The sequence below is a fragment of the Burkholderia sp. BCC0405 genome (assembly GCF_902833075.1).
In the GTDB taxonomy this organism is placed as follows: domain Bacteria; phylum Pseudomonadota; class Gammaproteobacteria; order Burkholderiales; family Burkholderiaceae; genus Burkholderia.
The window spans coordinates 164,630-185,227 of the sequence record NZ_CADFEO010000008.1; the positions used below are offsets into that span (position 1 = coordinate 164,630).

The 20,598-nt window shown below is 67.6% G+C and carries 19 protein-coding genes; 10 read left to right on the top strand and 9 right to left on the bottom strand.

The annotated features are described in order from the left end of the window. Nucleotides 1–48: 48 nt before the first annotated feature. Both HWX36_RS15750 and HWX36_RS15755 read right to left on the bottom strand, forming a co-directional pair. Complete coding sequence (locus HWX36_RS15750) at nt 49–480, bottom strand: thioesterase family protein (protein WP_011351771.1); 432 nt, start codon at nt 478–480, stop codon at nt 49–51. Nucleotides 481–512: 32 nt separating this feature from the next. Continuing rightward, nucleotides 513–1,295 (bottom strand): SDR family oxidoreductase, encoded by a 783-nt coding sequence (locus tag HWX36_RS15755; protein ID WP_011351770.1) that lies wholly within the window; start codon nt 1,293–1,295, stop codon nt 513–515. 178 nt (nt 1,296–1,473) lie between these two features. Between HWX36_RS15755 and HWX36_RS15760 the strand changes: the two genes are divergently transcribed. Next, nucleotides 1,474–3,147, top strand: a complete 1,674-nt coding sequence (locus HWX36_RS15760) for an electron transfer flavoprotein-ubiquinone oxidoreductase (RefSeq protein WP_175952971.1) — start codon at nt 1,474–1,476, stop codon at nt 3,145–3,147. 136 nt (nt 3,148–3,283) lie between these two features. Here the strand turns inward: HWX36_RS15760 and aroC are convergent, their stop codons facing one another. From aroC to HWX36_RS15775, 3 genes are all read right to left on the bottom strand, one after another. Next, the gene (aroC, locus tag HWX36_RS15765; RefSeq protein WP_175952972.1) at nt 3,284–4,384 is read right to left on the bottom strand and encodes a chorismate synthase; all 1,101 of its coding nucleotides are present in this window, start codon (nt 4,382–4,384) and stop codon (nt 3,284–3,286) included. A gap of 264 nt (nt 4,385–4,648) precedes the next feature. Beyond that, nucleotides 4,649–6,583: an MFS transporter gene (locus HWX36_RS15770; RefSeq protein WP_175952973.1), complete on the bottom strand. Its 1,935-nt coding sequence runs from the start codon at nt 6,581–6,583 to the stop codon at nt 4,649–4,651. Between the two features lie 142 nt (nt 6,584–6,725). Continuing rightward, the gene (locus HWX36_RS15775; protein ID WP_006488504.1) at nt 6,726–7,181 is read right to left on the bottom strand and encodes a CBS domain-containing protein; all 456 of its coding nucleotides are present in this window, start codon (nt 7,179–7,181) and stop codon (nt 6,726–6,728) included. 158 nt (nt 7,182–7,339) lie between these two features. Here HWX36_RS15775 and HWX36_RS15780 point away from each other — a divergent pair, with 158 nt between their 5' ends. Continuing rightward, a complete protein-coding gene (locus tag HWX36_RS15780; protein WP_175952974.1) occupies nt 7,340–7,657 on the top strand; it encodes an Mpo1-like protein in 318 nt (105 codons plus the stop codon). Between the two features lie 16 nt (nt 7,658–7,673). Here the strand turns inward: HWX36_RS15780 and HWX36_RS15785 are convergent, their stop codons facing one another. After that, the gene (locus tag HWX36_RS15785; RefSeq protein WP_175952975.1) at nt 7,674–9,005 is read right to left on the bottom strand and encodes a YihY family inner membrane protein; all 1,332 of its coding nucleotides are present in this window, start codon (nt 9,003–9,005) and stop codon (nt 7,674–7,676) included. 145 nt (nt 9,006–9,150) lie between these two features. Between HWX36_RS15785 and wrbA the strand changes: the two genes are divergently transcribed. The 4 genes from wrbA to HWX36_RS15805 are packed head-to-tail and all read left to right on the top strand — an operon-like array spanning nt 9,151 to nt 12,447. Further along, a complete protein-coding gene (gene wrbA / locus HWX36_RS15790) occupies nt 9,151–9,762 on the top strand; it encodes an NAD(P)H:quinone oxidoreductase (RefSeq protein WP_175952976.1) in 612 nt (203 codons plus the stop codon). Next, a complete protein-coding gene (locus tag HWX36_RS15795; RefSeq protein WP_175952977.1) occupies nt 9,759–10,151 on the top strand; it encodes a DUF2069 domain-containing protein in 393 nt (130 codons plus the stop codon). The genes wrbA and HWX36_RS15795 overlap by 4 nt, the downstream gene beginning before the upstream one ends. A gap of 21 nt (nt 10,152–10,172) precedes the next feature. Continuing rightward, complete coding sequence (locus HWX36_RS15800) at nt 10,173–11,591, top strand: FAD-binding oxidoreductase (protein ID WP_175952978.1); 1,419 nt, start codon at nt 10,173–10,175, stop codon at nt 11,589–11,591. A 25-nt stretch (nt 11,592–11,616) separates the two neighbouring features. Continuing rightward, a complete protein-coding gene (locus HWX36_RS15805; protein WP_175952979.1) occupies nt 11,617–12,447 on the top strand; it encodes a metallophosphoesterase in 831 nt (276 codons plus the stop codon). Nucleotides 12,448–12,506: 59 nt separating this feature from the next. Here HWX36_RS15805 and HWX36_RS15810 read toward each other — a convergent pair whose 3' ends face one another. Both HWX36_RS15810 and HWX36_RS15815 read right to left on the bottom strand, forming a co-directional pair. Then, nucleotides 12,507–12,659 carry a hypothetical protein gene (locus tag HWX36_RS15810; protein ID WP_163008969.1) on the bottom strand — a complete coding sequence of 51 codons (153 nt, stop codon included), beginning with the start codon at nt 12,657–12,659 and terminating at the stop codon, nt 12,507–12,509. Between the two features lie 117 nt (nt 12,660–12,776). After that, nucleotides 12,777–13,718: a LysR family transcriptional regulator gene (locus tag HWX36_RS15815; RefSeq protein ID WP_175952980.1), complete on the bottom strand. Its 942-nt coding sequence runs from the start codon at nt 13,716–13,718 to the stop codon at nt 12,777–12,779. Between the two features lie 157 nt (nt 13,719–13,875). On the opposite strand from HWX36_RS15815, the gene HWX36_RS15820 reads away from it, so the two are divergent. The 4 genes from HWX36_RS15820 to HWX36_RS15835 are packed head-to-tail and all read left to right on the top strand — an operon-like array spanning nt 13,876 to nt 18,772. Beyond that, entirely contained in the window at nt 13,876–15,468 is a 1,593-nt protein-coding gene (locus tag HWX36_RS15820) for an efflux transporter outer membrane subunit (RefSeq protein ID WP_175952981.1), read from the top strand. A gap of 14 nt (nt 15,469–15,482) precedes the next feature. Next, nucleotides 15,483–17,684 (top strand): FUSC family protein, encoded by a 2,202-nt coding sequence (locus tag HWX36_RS15825; RefSeq protein WP_175952982.1) that lies wholly within the window; start codon nt 15,483–15,485, stop codon nt 17,682–17,684. Beyond that, nucleotides 17,681–17,884: a DUF1656 domain-containing protein gene (locus HWX36_RS15830; RefSeq protein WP_011351756.1), complete on the top strand. Its 204-nt coding sequence runs from the start codon at nt 17,681–17,683 to the stop codon at nt 17,882–17,884. Before HWX36_RS15825 ends, HWX36_RS15830 begins: the two co-directional genes overlap by 4 nt. Nucleotides 17,885–17,896: 12 nt before the next feature. After that, complete coding sequence (locus HWX36_RS15835; protein WP_175952983.1) at nt 17,897–18,772, top strand: HlyD family secretion protein; 876 nt, start codon at nt 17,897–17,899, stop codon at nt 18,770–18,772. 89 nt (nt 18,773–18,861) lie between these two features. Here the strand turns inward: HWX36_RS15835 and HWX36_RS15840 are convergent, their stop codons facing one another. Further along, nucleotides 18,862–20,535 (bottom strand): methyl-accepting chemotaxis protein, encoded by a 1,674-nt coding sequence (locus tag HWX36_RS15840; protein WP_175952984.1) that lies wholly within the window; start codon nt 20,533–20,535, stop codon nt 18,862–18,864. Nucleotides 20,536–20,598 lie beyond the last annotated feature (63 nt).

A 20,598-nucleotide genomic window follows, 5' to 3' on the forward strand; every position in this document is an offset into this window, starting at 1 on the left:
GCGTGCCGCCGGCGACCTTGTACCGGGCCGGCTACGCCGTATCGGCGCTCAGCCGACCTTCGCCGCGAGCGCGCGCTCGATCGTGTCGCGCAGCAACTGGGGCAGCGGCACCGACTTGCCGAGCGCGTAGTCGACCCACACGCAGCGCGCGTTGCCGCGCGCATAGACGTGCTGCGGATCGTCGGCGCGCGTCAGCTCGAAACCCGTGTCGAAGCTGCTGCGGCCAGGCTTCGCAGCCGACATCCTCGCGATCACGTCACCCGGATAGTGCAGTTGCTTGAGGAACTCCATCGACGCCGTGACGATGACGGGCCCCTGCCCCTCGCCGTTGCCGCCGGCGATGCCGAGTTCCTCGAACCATGAGATCCGCGCCTGTTCCATGTAGCGGAAATAGACCGTGTTGTTCACATGGCCGAACGCGTCCATGTCGCCCCAGCGGATCGGCATCGACATCTCAAAAACGGGGGAATAATCACTCATTGCAGTCTTCTGTGTTGCTGAATGTCATCCGCTCAGGCGAGGCCGAAGCCGTCGTCGGCGGAGATAATCGAGCCATTGATGAACTGCGACTCGTCGGCCGCGAGCAGCAACAACAGCCCGTCGAGATCCTGAGGCTTGCCGACGCGCCGGCGCGGCAGCATCGACTGCAGCTTCTGGCCCTGCTCGGTTTCCCACAGGTAATGATTGATTTCGGTATCGATATAGCCCGGACATATCGCATTGACGTTGATCCCGTGGCGCCCCCACTCGAGCGCCATCGCACGCGTCATCTGCACGACCGCCGCCTTGCTCATCGCGTACAGGCCGATCTGCGGAAACACGCGCAGCCCGGCCACCGACGCGATGTTGATGATCCGGCACGGCGGCTTGCCGTTGCCGCTTCCGTTCGCGCGCATGATCATCCGCTTCGCGACCTCCTGCGCGACGAAAAATGCGCCGCGCGTGTTGGTGTCGAATACGAACTCGAAATCGGCCGGCGTCACGTCGACGAGCTTCTGCATCGTCGAGACGCCCGAATTGTTCACGAGGATGTCGATCGTACCGGCTTCCGTCTCCGCGTGCGCGACCGCCGCCTTGATGCTCTGGACGTCGGTGACGTCGAGCGACACGACATGCGCGGCACCGCCCGCCGCCTCGATCTCGGCACGCAGCTCCTTCAGGCGCTCGACGCGACGGCTCGCAAGCACGACCTTCGCACCGGCCTGCGACAGCACCTGCGCAAAGCGCTGCCCGAGGCCGCTCGACGCACCCGTGACCAGCGCAACCTTGCCTTCCAGATTGATCGACCGACCCATTTGCACTTCCCCTTTCGATGTCGTTTCGCCGCCGCGGGCAGTACGGCCCGAACGGCATTACCCTAGCACAAAAATAGAACGATCGTGCTAATCTAGCCGCATGCTGTTGCGGCAAGCGTTTCGTTTCGCAGACAATACGCTCCCGAATAAAAGCATTCTAACGGTTAGAGGAACGCCAATGACCCCCGCAAGCCTCATCGAGCAATACGGCCCGCGCGAATCGATGGAATACGACGTCGTGATCGTCGGCGGCGGCCCCGCCGGGCTGTCGGCGGCGATCCGGCTCAAGCAGCTGGCCGCCGAGAAAGGCGCCGAGATCGGCGTGTGCGTGCTCGAGAAGGGTTCCGAGATCGGCGCGCACATCCTGTCGGGTGCGGTGATGGACCCGCGCGCGATCACCGAGCTGTTCCCCGACTGGAAGGAACGCGGCGCGCCGCTCGACGTCGAGGTGACGGAAGACCGCTTCCTGTTCCTGTCTGAGAAAAGTGCGGTCACCACGCCGAACTGGGCGCTGCCCGCCAATTTCCAGAACCACGGCAACTACGTGATTTCGCTGGGCAACGTCACGCGCTGGCTGGGGGCGCAGGCCGAGGCGCTGGGCGTCGAGATCTTCCCCGGCTTCCCGGCCGCCGAGATCCTCTACAACGACGACGGCTCCGTGAAGGGCGTCGCGACCGGCAACATGGGCGTGGGCAAGGACGGCGAGCCGACCGAGAACTTCCAGCTCGGCATGGAGCTGCACGCGAAGTACACGCTGTTCGCCGAAGGCTGCCGCGGCCACCTCGGCCGCCAGCTGATCGCGAAGTTCAAGCTCGACGCGAACGCCGATCCGCAGGCGTACGGGATCGGCATCAAGGAGCTGTGGGAAATCGATCCGGCCAAACACAAGCCGGGCCTCGTGATCCACACGGCCGGCTGGCCGCTGAAGTCCGATACCTACGGCGGCTCGTTCCTGTATCACATGGACAACAACCAGGTCGTGGTCGGCTTCGTGGTGGGCCTCGGCTACACGAACCCGTACCTGTCGCCGTTCGAGGAATTCCAGCGCTACAAGACGCACCCGTCGATCCGCGCGTTCCTGGAAGGCGGCAAGCGCGTGTCGTACGGCGCGCGCGCGATCACGGCCGGCGGGCTGCTGTCGCTGCCGAAGACGGTGTTCCCGGGCGGCGCGCTGATCGGCGACGACGCAGGCTTCCTGAACGCATCGCGGATCAAGGGCAGCCACGCGGCGATCAAGACCGGCATGCTGGCGGCCGATGCCGCGTTCGACGCGGTGCAGGCCGGCCGTCAGAGCGACGAGCTGAACGCGTACCCGGATGCCTTCAAGCAATCGTGGCTGTACACGGAGCTGTACCGCGCGCGCAACTTCAAGCAGTGGATGGCCAAGGGCCTGTACCTCGGCACGCTGATGGTGGGGCTCGAGCAGAAGGTGATGGGCGGCAACGTGCCGTGGACGCTGCACCACAAGCACGCGGACCACGAGATGCTGAAGCCGGCGTCGCAATGCCAGCCGATCGAGTATCCGAAGCCGGACGGCAAGCTGACGTTCGACCGGCTGTCGTCGGTGTTCATCTCGAACACGAACCACGAGGAGAACCAGCCGGCGCACCTGACGCTGAAGGATGCGAGCGTGCCGGTGAACGTGAACCTGCACACGTACGCGGGCCCGGAGGGTCGTTTCTGCCCGGCGGCCGTGTACGAGTTCATGAAGAACGACGACGGCAGCGACCGGCTGGTGATCAACGCGCAGAACTGCGTGCACTGCAAGACCTGCGACATCAAGGACCCGACGCAGAACATCGTGTGGGTCACGCCGGAAGGCGGCGGCGGGCCGAATTACCCGAACATGTAATTGCCGGAACGCGCCGCCACGAACGGCGCGTTGATCAGACGCCGCAAACAAAACGGGGCGCTGCCTGAAGCAGCGCCCCGTTTTGCATGCTCCGCGCAACGGCCGGGCGAGACGTGCAGCGCCCTGCCCGCTTGCGTCAGGTCGCGCTGCCCGCAATCTTCGGCGTCGGCGTCTCGACGTCCCCGCACTGCGCGCGATGGCGCAGCGCATGGTCGATCAGTACCAGCGCGAGCATCGACTCGGCGATCGGCGTCGCACGGATGCCGACGCACGGATCGTGACGACCGAACGTTTCCACCGTCGCCTCGTCGCCGGCCTTCGTGATCGAACGGCGCGGCGTGCGGATGCTCGACGTCGGCTTGATCGCGATCGACACCGTGATGTCCTGACCCGTCGAAATTCCGCCGAGCACGCCGCCCGCATGGTTGCCGACGAAACCGTCCGGCGTCAGCTCGTCGCCATGCATCGAGCCACGCTGCGCGACGCTTTCGAAGCCCGCGCCGATCTCGACACCCTTCACCGCGTTGATGCTCATCATCGCCTTTGCGATGTCCGCATCGAGACGGTCGAACACCGGCTCGCCCCAGCCGACCGGCACGCCCGACGCAACGACGTCGATGCGCGCGCCGATCGAATCGCCGTCCTTGCGCAGCGCATCCATGTACGCCTCGAGCTCCGGCACGACCGCCGCATTCGGCGAGAAGAACGGATTTTCGTGCACGTGCGACCAGTCGACGAACGGCACGTCGATCTCGCCGAGGCCGCTCATGTAGCCGCGCACTTCGACGCCGAAGCGCTCGCGCAGCCACTTCTTCGCAACCGCCCCCGCGCCGACGATCGGCGCGGTCAGGCGCGCCGACGAGCGGCCGCCGCCGCGGTAGTCGCGGATGCCGTACTTCTGCCAATAGGTGTAGTCAGCGTGGCCGGGACGGAACGTCTCGACGATGTTGCCGTAATCCTTGCTGCGCTGGTCGGTGTTGCGGATCAGCAGCGCGATCGGCGTACCGGTCGTCACGCCTTCGAACACGCCCGACAGGATCTCGACCTTGTCGGCCTCCTGCCGTTGCGTGACGTGACGTGACGTGCCGGGCTTGCGGCGATCGAGCTCGACCTGGATGTCGTCTTCGGTCAGCCCCATTCCCGGCGGGCAGCCGTCGATCACGCAGCCGATCGCGGGACCGTGCGATTCGCCGAAGGTCGTGACAGTGAAAAGCGTGCCGAGGGTATTGCCGGACATGATGGAACCGCCCAAAGAGAAATGGGCAAACCGATGCGCTGCCGAGGCCGCAGGCAGGCCGATCGTTTGCCGGTCGAGAAAAAGAGGTAAGTCGCTATTATGCCAGCCGTCCCGTGCCTGCGGGCCGTGTGAACCGTTCAGACCACACTGGCCAGCCACGGGAACGGGCCGGTGCGACGATCGCCGACCCGCGCCGTTCCGGTCGAACGGGCCGGTTCGCGGCGGTCATTACGGCCCGGGGCGATGCCGCCGGGCCCGCCCCGCTTACTTCCGCGCGCCGCGCAGTTCGGTCACCGCGGCCTGCAGCGACTCGGGCGTCGCAACCGACGCCGGGATCGGCTCACCGACCGCCAGCGTCAGCCGGCTCATCACGCCGCGCTTGATGGGCCGCGGCATCCGCGCATCGGAATGCCGCGAAAAATAGCTGCCCCACAGCCCGCGCAGCGCCATCGGAATCACCGGCGCCGGCGTGCGGGTCAGGATCTCCGTGATGCCGTGGTGGAACGTGTTGATGTCGCCCGTCTTCGTCAGCTTGCCTTCCGGGAAGATGCACACGAGTTCGCCTTCCTTCAGCGCAGCCTCGCATGCGTCGTACGCGCGCGCGAGCATCGCGGGATCCTCGTGGCGCGGCGCGATCGGGATCGCCTTCGCATGCCGGAACACCCAGCTCGCGAAGCGCGTCTTGAAGATCCGGTGATCCATCACGAAACGGATCGGACGCGGGCTCGCGGCGGCCAGCACGAGCGCGTCGACGTAGCTGACGTGGTTGCACACGAGCACGGCGGCCCCTTCTGCCGGAATCCGCTCCGCATGCACGAGGCGAATCCGGTAGAAAGTGTGTACGAGTACCCACGCAACGAAGCGCAGGAGGAACTCGGGCACGAGCAGATAGATATACGCGGCGACGATCACGTTAAGCAGCGCGGTGACGAGGAACAGCCCCGGGATATCGACGCCGGCCTTGGTCAACCCCATCGCCATCACGGCCGACAGGATCATGAACAGCGCGTTCAGGATGTTGTTCGCGGCGATGATCCGCGCGCGGTGCGTCGGCGCGCTGCGGCTCTGGATCAGCGCGTACAGCGGCACGCTGTAGAAGCCGCCGAACATCGCGAGCAGGAACAGGTCGGCCAGGATGCGCCAGTGGCGCGCGCCGGCCAGGAACTCGCCAACCGACAGCAGATAGCCGGGCGACGGCAGCGCATGGCTCGCGAAATACAGCTCGATCGCGAACACGCTGATGCCGATCGAGCCGAGCGGCACGAGGCCGATCTCGACGCGCCGCTGCGACAGGCGTTCGCACAGCAGCGAGCCGAGGCCGATGCCGACCGAGAACGTCGCGAGCAGGATCGTGACGACGTCAGGGCTCGCGGACAGCACGTCCTTCGCGAAATTGAAGAACGACGTGAGGAACGTCGCGCCGACGAACCACAGCCACGAGATGCCGAGCAGGCTCAGGAACACGGTGCGGTTCTGGCGTGCGAGCCCGAGGTTGCGCCAGGTCTCGCTGAACGGATTCCAGTTGATCACGAGATCGGGCTGCGGCGCCGGCGTGGACGGCACGCGCTGCGCGACGAACCGGCCCGCGAGCGCGATGACGACGACGCTCACCGCGAGCACGCGCTCGCCGCTGCCTTCGATGCCCGCGGCCGCGCCGCCGATGATCGTGCCGATCAGGATCGCGATGAACGTGCCCATCTCGACGAGGCCGTTGCCGCCCACCAGCTCATGCTCGCCGAGATGCTGCGGCAGGTACGAATACTTGACGGGCCCGAACAGCGTCGAGTGCATCCCCATCATGAACGTGCACAGATACAGCAGGATTGCGCTGTGCGTGACGAAACCCGCCGCGCCGACCAGCATCAGCACGATCTCGAAGGTCTTCACGAAGCGCGTGAGGGTCGCCTTGTCGTACTTGTCGGCGATCTGGCCGGACGTCGCCGAGAACAGCACGAACGGCAAAATGAAGATCGCGGAAATCAGGAAAGCCGCCGTCTTCGCATCGACCCCGGCGAACCGCGCGGTGTGATAGGTGACCAGCGACGTGAAGCCGATCTTGAAGACGTTGTCGTTCAGCGCGCCGAGGAACTGGGTCGTGAAGAACGGTGCGAAACGACGCTCGCGCAGCAGGTCGAACTGCGACGCGTGGGCGCGCCGTTCGTCGCGCTGCCCGGATGTGGCTTGCGTTTGATCGCTCATGCGGAATACGCGCGCGTCGTCTTGGCGAAGCTGCGCGGGCCTTGTCGTGTTGTCGTTGAAAAAACGGCGGCGCAGGACCAACCTGCGCCGCCGCGTGCCGGATGGCGACGCCCGCGCGTCAGGGCGCAGGGCGCGGCGCGGTTCACGGCTTGTGCGCTTCGGCTTCCGACTCCGGCCAGTCGCGGATGTACGCCTTCAGCATCCGGTTCTCGAAGCTCTGCGCCTCGACGACCGTCTTTGCGACGTCGTAGAACGAAATGACGCCCATCAGCACCTTCTTGTCGAGCACCGGCATGTAGCGCGCATGGCGCTCGAGCATCATCCGGCGCACTTCGTTGACGTCCGTTTCCGGCGTGCACGTGAGCGGCTCGTCCATCACCTTGCGCACCTGCACGTCGCCGATCGCGCCGCCATTCACGTGCAGGCGCAGGATGATCTCGCGGAACGTCAGCATCCCGACGAGATCGCCGTACTCCATCACGACGAGCGAACCGATGTCGTGCTCGGCCATCGTATCGACCGCTTCGCGCAGCGGCTTATCGGGCGTCACCGTAAACAGCGTGTTGCCCTTCACTTTCAGAATATCGCTAACGCGCATCGTAGTCCCCTCATGCTTGAATGCAAAACCTCTTTCGATCCTATCGGAAAGCCTGTCAAAAGGAAAGCTCGGGCCCGCGCGGCGGGCCGTGACCCGCTTGCGGAAGCGGTCCGCCGGCAGCACAATGGCCCCATGAACAGCGGCCAGAGGAGACGTCCATGGCGCATACCCATTCGGAGCAATTCGCCAGCTTCGCCGATTTCTACCCGTATTACCTGAACGAACACCAGAACCTGACGTCGCGGCGGCTGCACTTCATCGGCTCGCTCGGCGTGATCGGCTGCGTCGCGATGGCGATCGCGACCGGCAACTGGCTGTGGCTGCCGGCCGCCATCGTGTGCGGCTACGGGTTCGCGTGGATCGGACACTTCTTCTTCGAGAAGAACCGCCCGGCCACGTTCCGGCACCCGATCTACAGCCTGATGGGCGACTGGGTGATGTTCAAGGACATCTGCACCGGCAAGATCCCGCTGTAACTGCCGAGCGCCCCGCTCACGCCGGCCGCGGCGGCCGCGCATGCGGGTCGGACACGGTGCCCGGCGCCTGCCCCGGGCTTGCCGCTGGCTGCGCGCCCGCAAGCCGGTGCGCGGCGATCAGCGACGCGAGCGACACGTCGAACCGGTCGCTCGACAGCACCGCGAGCAGCGCGGCGCCATCGACGTGGCTGCGGCGCCGCTGCAGCTGGTAGGTAAGCTCCGTGCGGTCGATCACCAGCACGTCGAACAGTTGCGCAAGCGTCAGCTGCTCGGGGTTCGCGAGCAGGATGTAGCGCGGCGTGGCCTCACCGCCGCCGTCGAGCCGCGCAATCCATTCGCGCTCCTCCATCGTCGTCAGCAGGCGCTGCGCGGTTTCCATGTCGCAGCGCAGCAGGGTCGCGAGCCGCATCGCCGTGTAGCCGCGCTTGCCGGCCGTGCGCGCGTCGGCCAGCCGCGCGAGCATTTCCAGCGCGTCAAGCAGATCGCTGCCCGGATAGTGGATACGGTGGAACTGGCCGACGCGGATCGCCGGCAGCGCAGAGGCCACCATCGCGCCGAGCAGCGCGATGAACCAGCTCAGGTACACCCATAACAGGAACACGGGCAACGCCGCGAACGCGCCATAGACGGCCGTATAGGTCGGAATGCGCCGCACGTAGTAGCCGAAGCCGCGCTTCGCGAGCTCGAACGCGACGGCGGCGAACAGCCCGCCGATCACCGCGTCGCGCCATGCAACCGTGCAGTTCGGCAGGTACACGTACAGCAGCGTGAACGCGAGCACCGTCAACGGCAGCGACACGAGCGCGAGCAGCCATTCGACGATCGACGTCGACGGCGCCGCCCCCGTAAACGCCAGCGACTGCGTGAACAGGTACGACGAGATCGACAGGCTCACGCCAAACAGCAGCGGGCCGAGCGTAATCAGCGCCCAATACGCGAGCACGCGCTGCGCGAACGGCCGCGGCTTGCGCACGCGCCAGATCAGGTTGAAGGCCGACTCGATCGTCATCATCGTCATCACCGACGTGACGACGAGCACGATCAGGCCGGCCGTCGTCAGCCCCTTCGCCTTCGACGCGAACTGATTCAGGTACTTGAAGATCTGGATGTTGAACTGCGCAGGCATCAGGTGATCCGCGAGGAACCCCTGCAGCGAGATCTGGAACGACGAGAACATCGGGAAAGCGGTGAACAGCGCGAACGCGACCGTCACGAGCGGCACGAGCGCCAGCATCGTCGTAAACGTCAGACTGCCCGCCACTTGCGGGATGCGATCCTCGGCGCTGCGCCGGGCCGCGAACTGCGCCAGGCGCTTGATGGTGTCGAGATCGACGCTCAACTTCGGCAAACGGCTTCTCCTTCCTGATTCCGCGCGCCCGACGGCGCGCCGCCGCCGCGCTGCGCGACGGCTTCAGCCCCTATAATAGCCGCTCGATTCCAGCAGGGGCCGACTGCACCGGGCGCGCGCGCGGCCGCACGCGGCTCCGTCGCCCATGAAAGACATTCTCGTCCTCTATTACAGCCGTCACGGCGCCACGCGCGATCTCGCGCTCGCGATCGCGAACGGCATCGACAGCGTGCCAGGCATGCAGGCCCGCATCCGCACCGTGCCGCCCGTGTCGGCCGTCTGCGAAGCCACCGCCCCCGACATCCCCGCCGACGGCCCGCCATACGCGGAACTGCGGGATCTCGAGGAATGCGCGGGCCTCGCGCTCGGCTCGCCGACCCGTTTCGGCAACATGGCCGCCTCGCTCAAGTATTTCCTCGACGGCACCACACCGCAATGGCTGTCGGGCGCGCTGACCGGCAAGCCGGCCAGCGTGTTCACGTCGACGGGCAGCCTGCACGGCGGCCAGGAATCGACGTTGCTGTCGATGATGCTGCCGCTGCTCCATCACGGGATGATGATCGTCGGGATCCCGTACACGGAATCCGCGCTCACCACGACGCGCACCGGCGGCACGCCGTACGGCGCGTCGCACGTCGCGCAGCACGATCGCTCGGCAGCCGCCGGGCTATCGGCCGACGAAAAGGCGCTCGCGGCTGCGCTCGGCGTGCGGCTCGCGCGCGCGGCGGCCGCCCTCTCCAGCGCCGAGGCCTCATGAACGCCCCCGCCCGCCCCGCCGTCGCGGCCCGGCCGCGATCAGCGCGGGTCGCCACCGCGTGCCTCGTCGCGCTGATCGCGCTGTCGCTCGCGTGGGAGCTGTGGCTCGCGCCGCTGCGCCCGGGCGGCTCCGCGCTGATGCTCAAGGCCATCCCGCTCGCGCTCGCGCTGCCGGGCGTCTGGCGGCGTAACATCTATACGATGCAGTGGGCGAGCATGCTGATACTCGTCTATTTCGCCGAAGGCGTCGTGCGCGGCATGTCCGATCGCGGACTGTCCGCGACGCTCGGCTGGTGCGAGACCGCGCTTGCCGTCGTCTTCTTCGTGGCGGCGCTGGCGTACGTCGCGCCGTTCAAGCGCGCGGCGAAAAAGTCGCGCGCTGCGTCCTGACCCTTACGCGACAAGGTGAAGATGTCCTCCGAAGCTTTCGTTTCCGCGTGCCGCGACGCGATCGGCGCCGATCATGTGCTGACCGACCCGCACGATACCGAACCGTTCCTGACCGACTGGCGCCGCCGCTACAAGGGTGCCGCGTGCGCGGTGCTGAAGCCCGCGAACACCGCCGAAGTCGCCGCGCTCGTCAAGCTGGCCAATGCACACGGCATCGCACTCGTGCCGCAAGGCGGCAATACGGGCCTGGCCGGCGGCGCCACGCCCGACGCGAGCGGCAGCCAGGCCGTGCTGAGCGTCGCGCGGCTGAACCGCGTGCGTGCGCTCGATCCGCACAACAACACGATCACCGTCGAAGCCGGCGTGATCCTCGCCGACGTGCAGGCGCGCGCCCGCGAAGGCGGCCGGCTGTTCGCGCTGAGCCTGGCGGCGGAAGGCAGTTGCACGATCGGCGGCAACCTGTCGACCAATGCCGGCGGCACCGCGGTGCTGCGCTACGGCAACGCGCGCGAGCTGTGCCTGGGGCTCGAGGTCGTGACGCCCCAGGGTGAAATCTGGGACGGCCTGCGCGGACTGCGCAAGGACAACACCGGCTACGACCTGCGCGACCTGTTCATCGGCGCGGAAGGCACGCTCGGGATCATCACGGCGGCCGTGATGAAGCTGCATCCGCTGCCTGCCGCGCAGGTCACGGCACTCGCCGCGCTCGATTCGCCGCACGCGGCGCTCGATTTCCTCGCGCTCGCGCAGCGCGCGGCCGGGCCGCTGCTGACCGGCTTCGAGCTGATGTCGGACTTCTGCATGCAGCTCGTCGGCAAGCACTACCCGCAACTGCGCTACCCGTTCGCGCAGACGCATGCGCAGACCGTGCTGCTCGAACTGTCCGACAACGAAAGCGAAGCGCATGCGCGCGCGCTGTTCGAGAAACTGATGGAGGAAGCGTTCGAGGCGGGGCTCGTGGTCGACGCGGTGGTCGCGGAAAATCTCGCGCAGTCGCGCGCGTTCTGGAACCTGCGCGAACACATCCCGCTCGCGCAGGCCGACGAGGGGCTCAACATCAAGCACGACATCGCGGTGCCGATCTCGTCGATCGCGCGCTTCATCGACGAGACCGACGCGGCGATCCAGCAAGCCGCGCCGGGCGCGCGGATGGTCACGTTCGGCCACCTCGGCGACGGCAATCTCCACTACAACGTGCAGATGCCCGAAGGCGGCGACCCGAAAGCGTTCCTGGCCGCATTCCAGGCGCCGATCAACCGGATCGTCTACGACAACGTGCACCGCCACCGCGGCACGATCAGCGCGGAGCACGGCATCGGCCAGTTGAAAATCGACGACGCGCAGCGTTACAAGTCGCCGGTGGAAACGACGCTGATGCGCACGCTGAAGACCGCGCTCGATCCGCGCGGCCTGATGAATCCCGGCAAGGTCCTGCGCTGAAGCCACCCACTCCGGAGCCACGTCCGTGAAAGTCCGCGTCCTGTCCGACCTGCATCTCGAAAGCAACCTGCCCGACGCGATCCCGCATGCCGACGCGGATCTCGTCGTGCTGGCCGGCGACATCCACAACCACGCGGAAGGCCTGCGCTGGGCCGCCGAAACGTTCGATCCCGCGGTGCCGGTGATCTACGTGCCGGGCAACCACGAGTACTACGACGGGGAATTCGGCGCGCTGGAGGCGGCGATGCGCGATGCGGCGCAGGCGCTCGACAACGTGCATTACCTGAACAACGACGTCTACGTCGATCCCGGGCAGCGTTTTCGCGTGCTCGGCACGACGCTCTGGAGCGATTTTTCGCTGTTCGGCGCCGACGAAGCCAGCCTGGCCCGATCGATCGAGGCCGGGCTGCGCGTGATGCTCGATTTCAAGGGATTGATCCAGGTGACCTGGCCGCACGACGCGGCGCTGCATACGGTGCCGGGCACGCCGGAACGGGATTTCTCGCCGGCCGACGCCATCGCGCTGCATCGACGCAGCCGCGCGTGGCTCGAAGCACAGCTCGCGACGCCGTTCGCGGGCCAGACGATCGTCGTGACCCACCACGCGCCGCACCGGCGCTCGCTGGCGGAGCGCTATGCGGAAGATCTTGCGTCGGCGGGATTCGTGACTGACATGGCGGCACTCGTGCAGCCGCCGGTCAATCTGTGGCTCCACGGCCACACGCATACGTCATTCGACTATGTGGCGGACGGCGGCACACGCGTGGTGTGCAACCCGCGCGGCTACATCCACCGGCGTACCGGCGAACGGGAAAATACCGCGTTCGCGTGGGACAAGGTCGTCGAGCTCGGCTGAATGCCGGCCCGCCCGGCCGCGTTGCGCGGCCTTGTTCGACCCGGAACGTGACAGCGGGATCAGCGGCCGGGGCGACGTTGCTCGCGCACCCGCACCGGCACCGGCTTCATCTGCGCCTTCGCCTTCATCGCGCGCAGCAGGTCGCGGGTCGCCGCGGCGGCCGCGGCCGCGCCCAGCAGGACTCCAAGGCCGATCATCAGGTGCGTATCCATTGCTACTCCGGGGTTGCGTATCTCGTTAATTCCCACAGTATCAAACTGTCTGACACGCGTTCGTAAAAAAATGTTGCGTGAAGGACAAATCTCGTCAGATCGCAGTCAACCGCGCTGTCATGCCGCACGCGTGTACTGCTCGAGCGCGGCTTCGTCGGCTGCGAGCGTAGCAGGCAGTTCGTCGCGCAGGAAATCGACCCAGGTGCGAATTTTCGCGTCGAGGTACTGGCGCGACGGATACAGCGCGTAGATGTTCATCACGTGCGACCGGTATTCGGGCATCACGCGCACGATGTGCCCGCTGCGCAACCAGCCGATCGCCGAATAGAGCGGCAGACCGCCGATCCCCATCCCTTCCCGCACGGCCACCGCGAGCGCCTCGGCGACGTTGACGCGAAATGGCGGCGCCGTGATCGGGACGACCTCGTCGCCGTTCGGCCCCGCCAGCGCCCATTCGTCGAACTGGAAGCCCGGCGCGACCATCCCGAGGCAGACGTGCTGCGCGAGATCCGCCGGCCGCTGCGGCACGCCATGGGCCTCGACATAGCCGCGCGACGCGCACACCACGCTGTAGCTCTCGCCGAGCCGCTGCGACACGAGCCCCGAATCCGGCAGGTCGCGGCCGACGACGATCGCGACGTCATACCCCTCGTCGAGCAGGTCAGGCATCCGTTGCGCAAGCGTCAGCTCGACTTGCACGTCCGGGTAGCGCTCGCGATAGCGCGCGATGGCCGGCACCAGGTAGTGCTGGCCGAGGCTCGTGAAGCAATGAACCTTCAGCTTGCCCGACGGGCGCGCATGCGCGTCGCCCGCCTCGGCTTCGGCCTGGTCGACATACGCGAGGATCTGCTCGCAGCGCTGCAGGTAGCGCTCGCCGGCTTCGGTCAGCGCGATCCGGCGCGTCGTGCGGTTCAGGAGGCGCGTGCGCAGGTGCGCCTCGAGATCGGAAACCGCGCGCGACGCGTAGGCGGTGGTCGAATTCATCTGCTGGGCGGCCGCGGTAAAGCTTCCCGCGTCGACCACGCGGACGAATACCCGCATGTTTTGTAACGTATCCATCCCATTGCCCATTTGAATCCGGACGGATTGTTGCACAGAGGCGAACAAGTATTGTCTCAGGATTCGTAAAAATGACTTGCACCCTTGTCCATTTATTCAGGAATCACTGAAAAATATAATCGCATCCGACTTATCTATATCCGAAAGGGAGAAAATCGTGCAGTCTCCGGCAACAAAAGGGACGCTTGCACTGGCGGTTCTTGCAGTCTCATTAATAATGGCCGGATGCGCGAGCATGGGCGACAACAAGCCGCAGTCAGCCCGCATCGAGGCGAACGCGCTCGACGCCGGCGCCGCGATCCGTGCGGCCGACCGTGACGCGGGCTGGCCCTCGGCCGACTGGTGGCGCGCCTACCGCGATCCGCAGCTCGACGCCTGGATTGCTGCCGCCCAGGCCGGCAACCCGACGCTCGCGGCCGCCGAGGCCCGGGTGCGCGAAGCGCAGGCGATGGCGCGCGTGGCCCGCTCGGCCGAATTGCCGCAGATCAACGGCAGCCTCTCGCTGATGCGCGAGCACTGGCCGGACAACGTGTACTACGGCCCGGGGCCGCTCGCGAACGCCGATACCTGGAACAACACCGGCACGCTCGGCCTGTCGTACCACCTCGACCTGTGGGGCAAGGACAAGAACGCGACCGAGCGCGCGCTCGACACGGCGCATGCGAGCGCCGCCGATGCGCGTGCGGCAAAGCTCGAGCTCGAGGTCAACGTCGTGCGCGCGTATGTCCAGATGTCGATGAACTATGCGCTGCTCGATCTCGCGCACCAGACGTTCGAACGCCAGCACTCGCTCGCCGATCTCGCGCGCAAGCGGCTGCAGGCCGGCCTCGGCACGCAGCTCGAGGTGAGCCAGGCGGAATCGACACTGCCCGACTATGAGCGCCAGATCGACAGCTACGAGGAAGCGATCCAGCTCGCGCGGCACCAGCTTGCCGCGCTGGCCGGCAAGGGCCCGGGCGCGGGCGACGCGATCAAGCGGCCGCAGCTGTCGCTCGACGCGCCTGCCGGCCTGCCGTCGGCGATGCCGGCCGACCTCCTCGGCCGCCGCCCCGACGTCGTCGCGGCGCGCTGGACAGTCGACGCGCAGGCGCGCGGCATCGACGTCGCGAAGGCGTCGTTCTACCCGAACATCGACCTGCTCGCGACGGTCGGCGGCTTCGGCGTGACCGCGCCGTTTGCCGACTTCCTGCGCGCGATGAACGGCGGCTGGACGGCCGGCCCCGCGCTGTCGCTGCCGATCTTCGAAGGCGGCCGGCTGCGCGCGCAGCTCGGCGCGGCCAACGCCGGCTATGACCAGGCGGTCGAGCGCTACAACCAGACGATCGTCGGCGCGCTCAAGGATATCGCCGACCAGGTCGTGCGGATTCGTTCGCTCGATGCGCAGAAGAAGGACGCCGCACGCTCGGTGGCCGCCAACGACCGCAGCTATCAGCTGTCGCGCGAAGGGTTCCGCCGCGGGCTGACCGACTACGTGAACGTGCTGGTCGCGCAGCAGCAGTTGCTGCGCGCGCAGGAGACGGCCGCCCGCATCGATGCGGAACGCCTCGCCGCACACGCTCAGTTGATGGCCGCGCTCGGCGGCGGCGTCGAGACGGGCACGGACCAGCAGGGCGGCCATCCGGCGCATGACGAATCCGCCGCGGGCGCAGCCGCGCCTGCCGCCGCGCCGGGTGCCAAGCCCGTGGCCGCAGCCGCCCGGCCCGCGCAGGTGGCCGCCGCCGGTGCGTCCGGCGTGCCGGCCGCACGGTAACGCGGAGCGACGCCATGTCAACCCTCTCCCCCGCTTCCACGCCCGCCGGCGGTCCGTTCTCTGCCTGGAGCGCCGCGTTCGGCGACTGGGCCCGCACCGACGGCGCCGCGTGGCTCTACCTGTTCAAGGCGCTGCTCGCGACCTTCATCGCGCTCGGCGTGTCGATGCGGCTCGACCTGCCGGCACCGAAGACGGCGATGACGACCGTCTTCATCGTGATGCAGCCGCAAAGCGGCGCCGTGCTCGCGAAAAGCTTCTACCGGGTCGCCGGCACGATCTTCGGGCTCATCGCGACGCTCACGTTCGTCGGGCTGTTCCCGCAGCAACCGCAGCTGTTCCTGCTGGCCATCGCGCTGTGGATCGCGCTGTGCACCGCCGGCGCCGCGCGCAACCGCAACTTCCGCAGCTACGGTTTCCTGCTCGCCGGCTATACGACCGCGTTGATCGGCCTGCCCGCGTCGCAACACCCTGACGGTGCATTCATGAGCGCGATGACGCGCGTCTCGGAAGTCATCATCGGGATCGTGTCGGCCGGCGTCGTCAGCGCGCTCGTGTTTCCGCAGTACACGGGCGAGCAGATGCGCACGACGGTGCGCAAGCGCTTCGGCAGCTTCGTCGACTACGTCGCGTCGGCGCTGTCGGGCCAGCTCGACCGCGCGCACATCGAGACCATCCATACGCGCTTCGTCGCCGACGTGGTCGGCTTCGAGGCCGCGCGCAGCATGGCCGTGTTCGAGAACCCGGACACGCGCATGCGCAGCGGCCGCCTCGCGCGACTGAACAGCGAGTTCATGAGCGCGTCGAGCCGCTTTCACGCGCTGCATCAGTTGATGAACCGGCTGCACGCAGCCGGTGCGCAGGCCGCGATCGATGCGATCGAACCGTATTTCCGCGAAATCGCGCCGCTACTCACGCGCGATGGCGAACCCGTGCGCACGTCGATCGACGCCGCGCACTCGGCCGAGCAACTGCTCGCGTGGCGCGACGCGCTGCCGCGCCGCATCCGCGCGACGCGCGCGGAACTCGAGACGCAGCCCGACTTCCCGCTGCTCGACTTCGACACGGCCGCCGAACTGCTGTACCGCTTCATCACCGACCTGCAGGAATACGCGGCGACCTATGCGTCGCTCGCGACCGCGACGCACGAGCGTGAACGCTGGATCGAACGCTACGAGCCGCGCACCAACCGGACGGCCGCGACGATCGCGGGGATTCGCACCGCGACGGTGATTCTCGCGCTGGGCTGGTTCTGGATCGAGACCGCGTGGCCGAGCGGCGTGATGCTGGTGCTGAACGCCGCGGCGACCTGCGCGCTGGCGTCGTCGGCGCCGCGCCCGACCGCGATGGCCGCGCAGATGGGGATGGGCACGGCGCTGGCCGTTTGCACCGGCTTCCTGCTGATGTTCGGCATCTACCCGCGGATCGACGGCTTCGTCCTGCTGTGCGCGGCGCTCGCGCCGTTACTCGCGATCGGCATCTACATGACGCTGAAGCCGAAGCTCGCGGGCTACGGAATGGGCTACCTGATCTTCTTCTGCTTCCTCGCCGGCCCCGACAGCATCACGCACTACGATCCCACCAGCTTCATGAACGACGCGCTCGCGCTGCTGCTGTCGATGCTGGTATCGGCGATCGCGTTCGCCGTGCTGTTCCCGCCGACCGCGCCGTGGCTCAAGAAGCGGCTGTTCGCCGACCTGCGTCACCAGGCGGTCGCGGCTTGTCATGCGCGGCTCGCCGGATTGCGCACGCGCTTCGAGAGCGGCGCGCGCGACCTGATGTACCAGGCGCACACGCTGTCGGCCGACCAGCCCGACGTGCAGCGCGACGCGCTGCGCTGGATGTTCGCGGTGCTCGAGACCGGCAACGCGGCCATCGACCTGCGCCACGAGCTGGCGACGCTGCCGCCGGACCCGCGCTATGCGCCGGCGACGCCGTGGCGGCGCGCGATCGAGACGATGCGCGCCGCGCTGGCGTCGCTGTTCACCCGGCCGGACGCCGAACGCTTCGACGCCACGCTCGCCGCGGTCAACGATGCGATCGACGCGACCCGGCAGACACTCGACGCGTTCACGCCGACGCGCGAGGAACGTCACCGGCTGCAGCGCATCCTGAGCCACCTGCATTTCGTGCGCACGGCACTGCTCGATCCCGAATCGCCGCTCGCCGCGCTCAACCGCAACCGCCCCGTGCGTCCCCAACCAGGAGCCTCGTCATGATGCCGCGTGAAATCGCCATTCTCGATGCCTACATGCCCACGGTGGTGCTGATGTTCGTCCTCGGCGCGCTCGCGACCTGGGCCGTCGACCGCCTGCTCGCCTATACGGGCCTCTACCGTCTCGTCTGGCACCCGTCGCTGTTCCGGGCCTGCCTTCTCGTCTGCATTTGCGGCGGACTGAGTCTTGCCGTTTACCGTTGATTCCGAACCATCATGATTCTCAGAAAACTCTTCGGCTTCGTCGCGACCGCCGTCATTCTTCTCGTCGCGATCCTGATCGGGCGCTCGCTGTGGGTGCACTACATGGACGATCCGTGGACGCGCGACGGGCGCGTGCGCGCCGAGATCGTCAACGTCGCGCCGGACGTGTCGGGCGCGATCGTCGAATTGCCCGTGCATGACAACCAGCTCGTGAAAAAGGGCGACCTGATCATGCAGATCGACCCGTCGCACTACCAGATCGCGGTCGAGCAGGCGCAAGCAGCCGTCGCCGCCCGTCGCGCGGAACTGCAGATGCGCCGTGACGACGCGGCCCGCCGCGCGGATCTCGACGCGCTCGTCGTGTCGAAGGAAAACCGCGAGAACGCCGCGCACAGCGCGTCGAGCGCCGATGCGCAGTACCAGCAGGCGGTCGCCGCGCTCGATGCCGCGAAGCTCAATCTCGAACGCACGCGGGTCGTCGCGCCGGTCGACGGCTACATCACGAACCTGCAGACGTTCAAGGGCAACTACGCGGTGGCCGGCCAGGCGAAGCTCGCGATCGTCGACAGCCACTCGTTCTGGGTCTACGGCTACTTCGAGGAAACCAAGCTGCCGCGCGTGAAGGTCGGCGCGCCGGCCGAGATGCGGCTGATGAGCGGCGGCGTGATGAAGGGCCACGTCGAAAGCATCTCGCGCGGCATCTACGATCGCGACAACCCGCAGAGCCGCGACCTCGTCGCGGACGTGAACCCGACCTTCAACTGGGTGCGCCTCGCGCAGCGCGTGCCGGTGCGCATCAAGATCGACGACGTGCCGGCCGACGTGGTGCTGTCGGCAGGCACGACCTGCACGGTCATCATCGATCCCGACAAGCAGAAGAAGTCGTAAGCGCGGCACGCCCGGGCGCGTCCTTCCCGGAACAGCCGGCAACCCGCCGGTGCGCGCGTCACGGCCAGCCGGCCCGCTGCCGGGCGCGCTCAGGCCGCGATGCGAAAACGCCCGACCAGCGACTTCAACGCCTGCGCCTGTTCGTCGAGCGCGTTCGCGGCGGCAGCCGCCTGTTCGACGAGCGCCGCATTCTGCTGCGTGCCGGCGTCCATCTGCGTGACCGCGCGGCCGATCTCGTCGATCCCGGTGCTCTGCTCGTCCGAAGCGGCTGAAATTTCACCGATGATGTCGGTCACGCGCTTGACCGCGCGCACGACGTCACCCATCGTGCGGCCCGCATCGTGCGCGAGCGCCGCACCGTTCGCGACACGCTCGACCGACGCGCCGATCAACGCGCGGATCTCCTTCGCCGCGGTGGCCGAGCGCTGCGCGAGCAGGCGAACCTCGCCCGCAACCACCGAGAAGCCGCGCCCCTGCTCGCCGGCACGGGCGGCCTCGACCGCCGCGTTCAACGCGAGAATGTTGGTCTGGAACGCGATCCCCTCGATCGTACCGATGATGTCGCGAATGTTCTTCGCGCTGTCGTCGATCTCGCTCATCGTCGCCACCACCCGCCCGACGACTTCCCCACCCGTCTCCGCGACGGCCGATGCATTGGCCGCGAGCGCGCTCGCCTGCCGCGCGTTCTCGGCGTTCTGCCGGACGGTCGACGTGAGCTGCTCCATGCTGGCCGCGGTGCGTTCGAGCGCGACGGCCTGCTGCTCGGTGCGTTTCGACAGATCGAGATTGCCGGTGGAGATCTCGCCCGACGCGGCCGCGATCGCCTCGGCGCTGACCGCGATCTCGCCGACCGTCGCCGCGAGCCCCGTCTGCATCTCGGCCAGTGCCCGCACCATGCTGTCGCGGTCGTGCCGGCCCAGCTCGATGGGTCGCGTCAGGTCGCCGCGCGCGATGTCCGCGGCGATCGCCTTCGCGTGCGCGGGCTCGCCGCCGAGCTGCGACGCGAGACGGCGCACGACGCGCTCGGCGATCACGATCGCGAGCACGATCAGCGCAACCGTCATCGCCGCGATCATCGCGAACGACGACGAGAAAATGGTGGCGGACGCATCGAGCGTCGCCTTCGAATTCGCCCCGCGCGTCTTCACGAGTTCGGCGACGAGTTTCTCGAGCTTGCCGGTTTCGACCAGCAGCGACACGTCCTGCGTGCCGACCTGCCAGTTCATCTGCGACAGGTCGAGCGGCTGCGCGCGCACGAGTTCGACGAAATCGCGCAGGTGCGCACGCCATGTGCCGACCGCCGTCGAGAATGCGCGCAGCCGCGCCGAATCGTCGGCATCGGCGGGATCCGCGTAGCGCTGCAGCGTGCCGAGCGCCTGGCCGATCGACGCGAGCCCCGCGCCCACCTCGGCGCCCAGTTCGTCGCGCTCCTTCGCGGTGGTCGCAGTCAGCAGCATCTTCTGGGCACGGCTCGCGCGCAGCATTTCGGCCCGGACCTCCTCGGCCGCGCGGCTCGCGACGTGACCCTGCTCGTAGACCGACGCGATCGACGCATTCAGCCGGCTGATCTGCCACAGTGAAAACATGCCGATCGCCAGCGTGCCGGCGAGCAGGATCGCGAATGCGGCGCGCAACGTCGCCTTGACGGTCCACGGCCGGCGCTCGCGACGCGCCGCCCGCAGGCGCCGGGCGGCGCGACCGGCGGCAACGTCGGGGGCGGCGGGCGCCGCACCTGGCTGTGGATGCAAAGATGCTGCTTTCATCGAACTATCCCCGTATTGATCACGCAGCCGGAAAGGTCGGTCCCGGCATTCCCGCGATGGCTG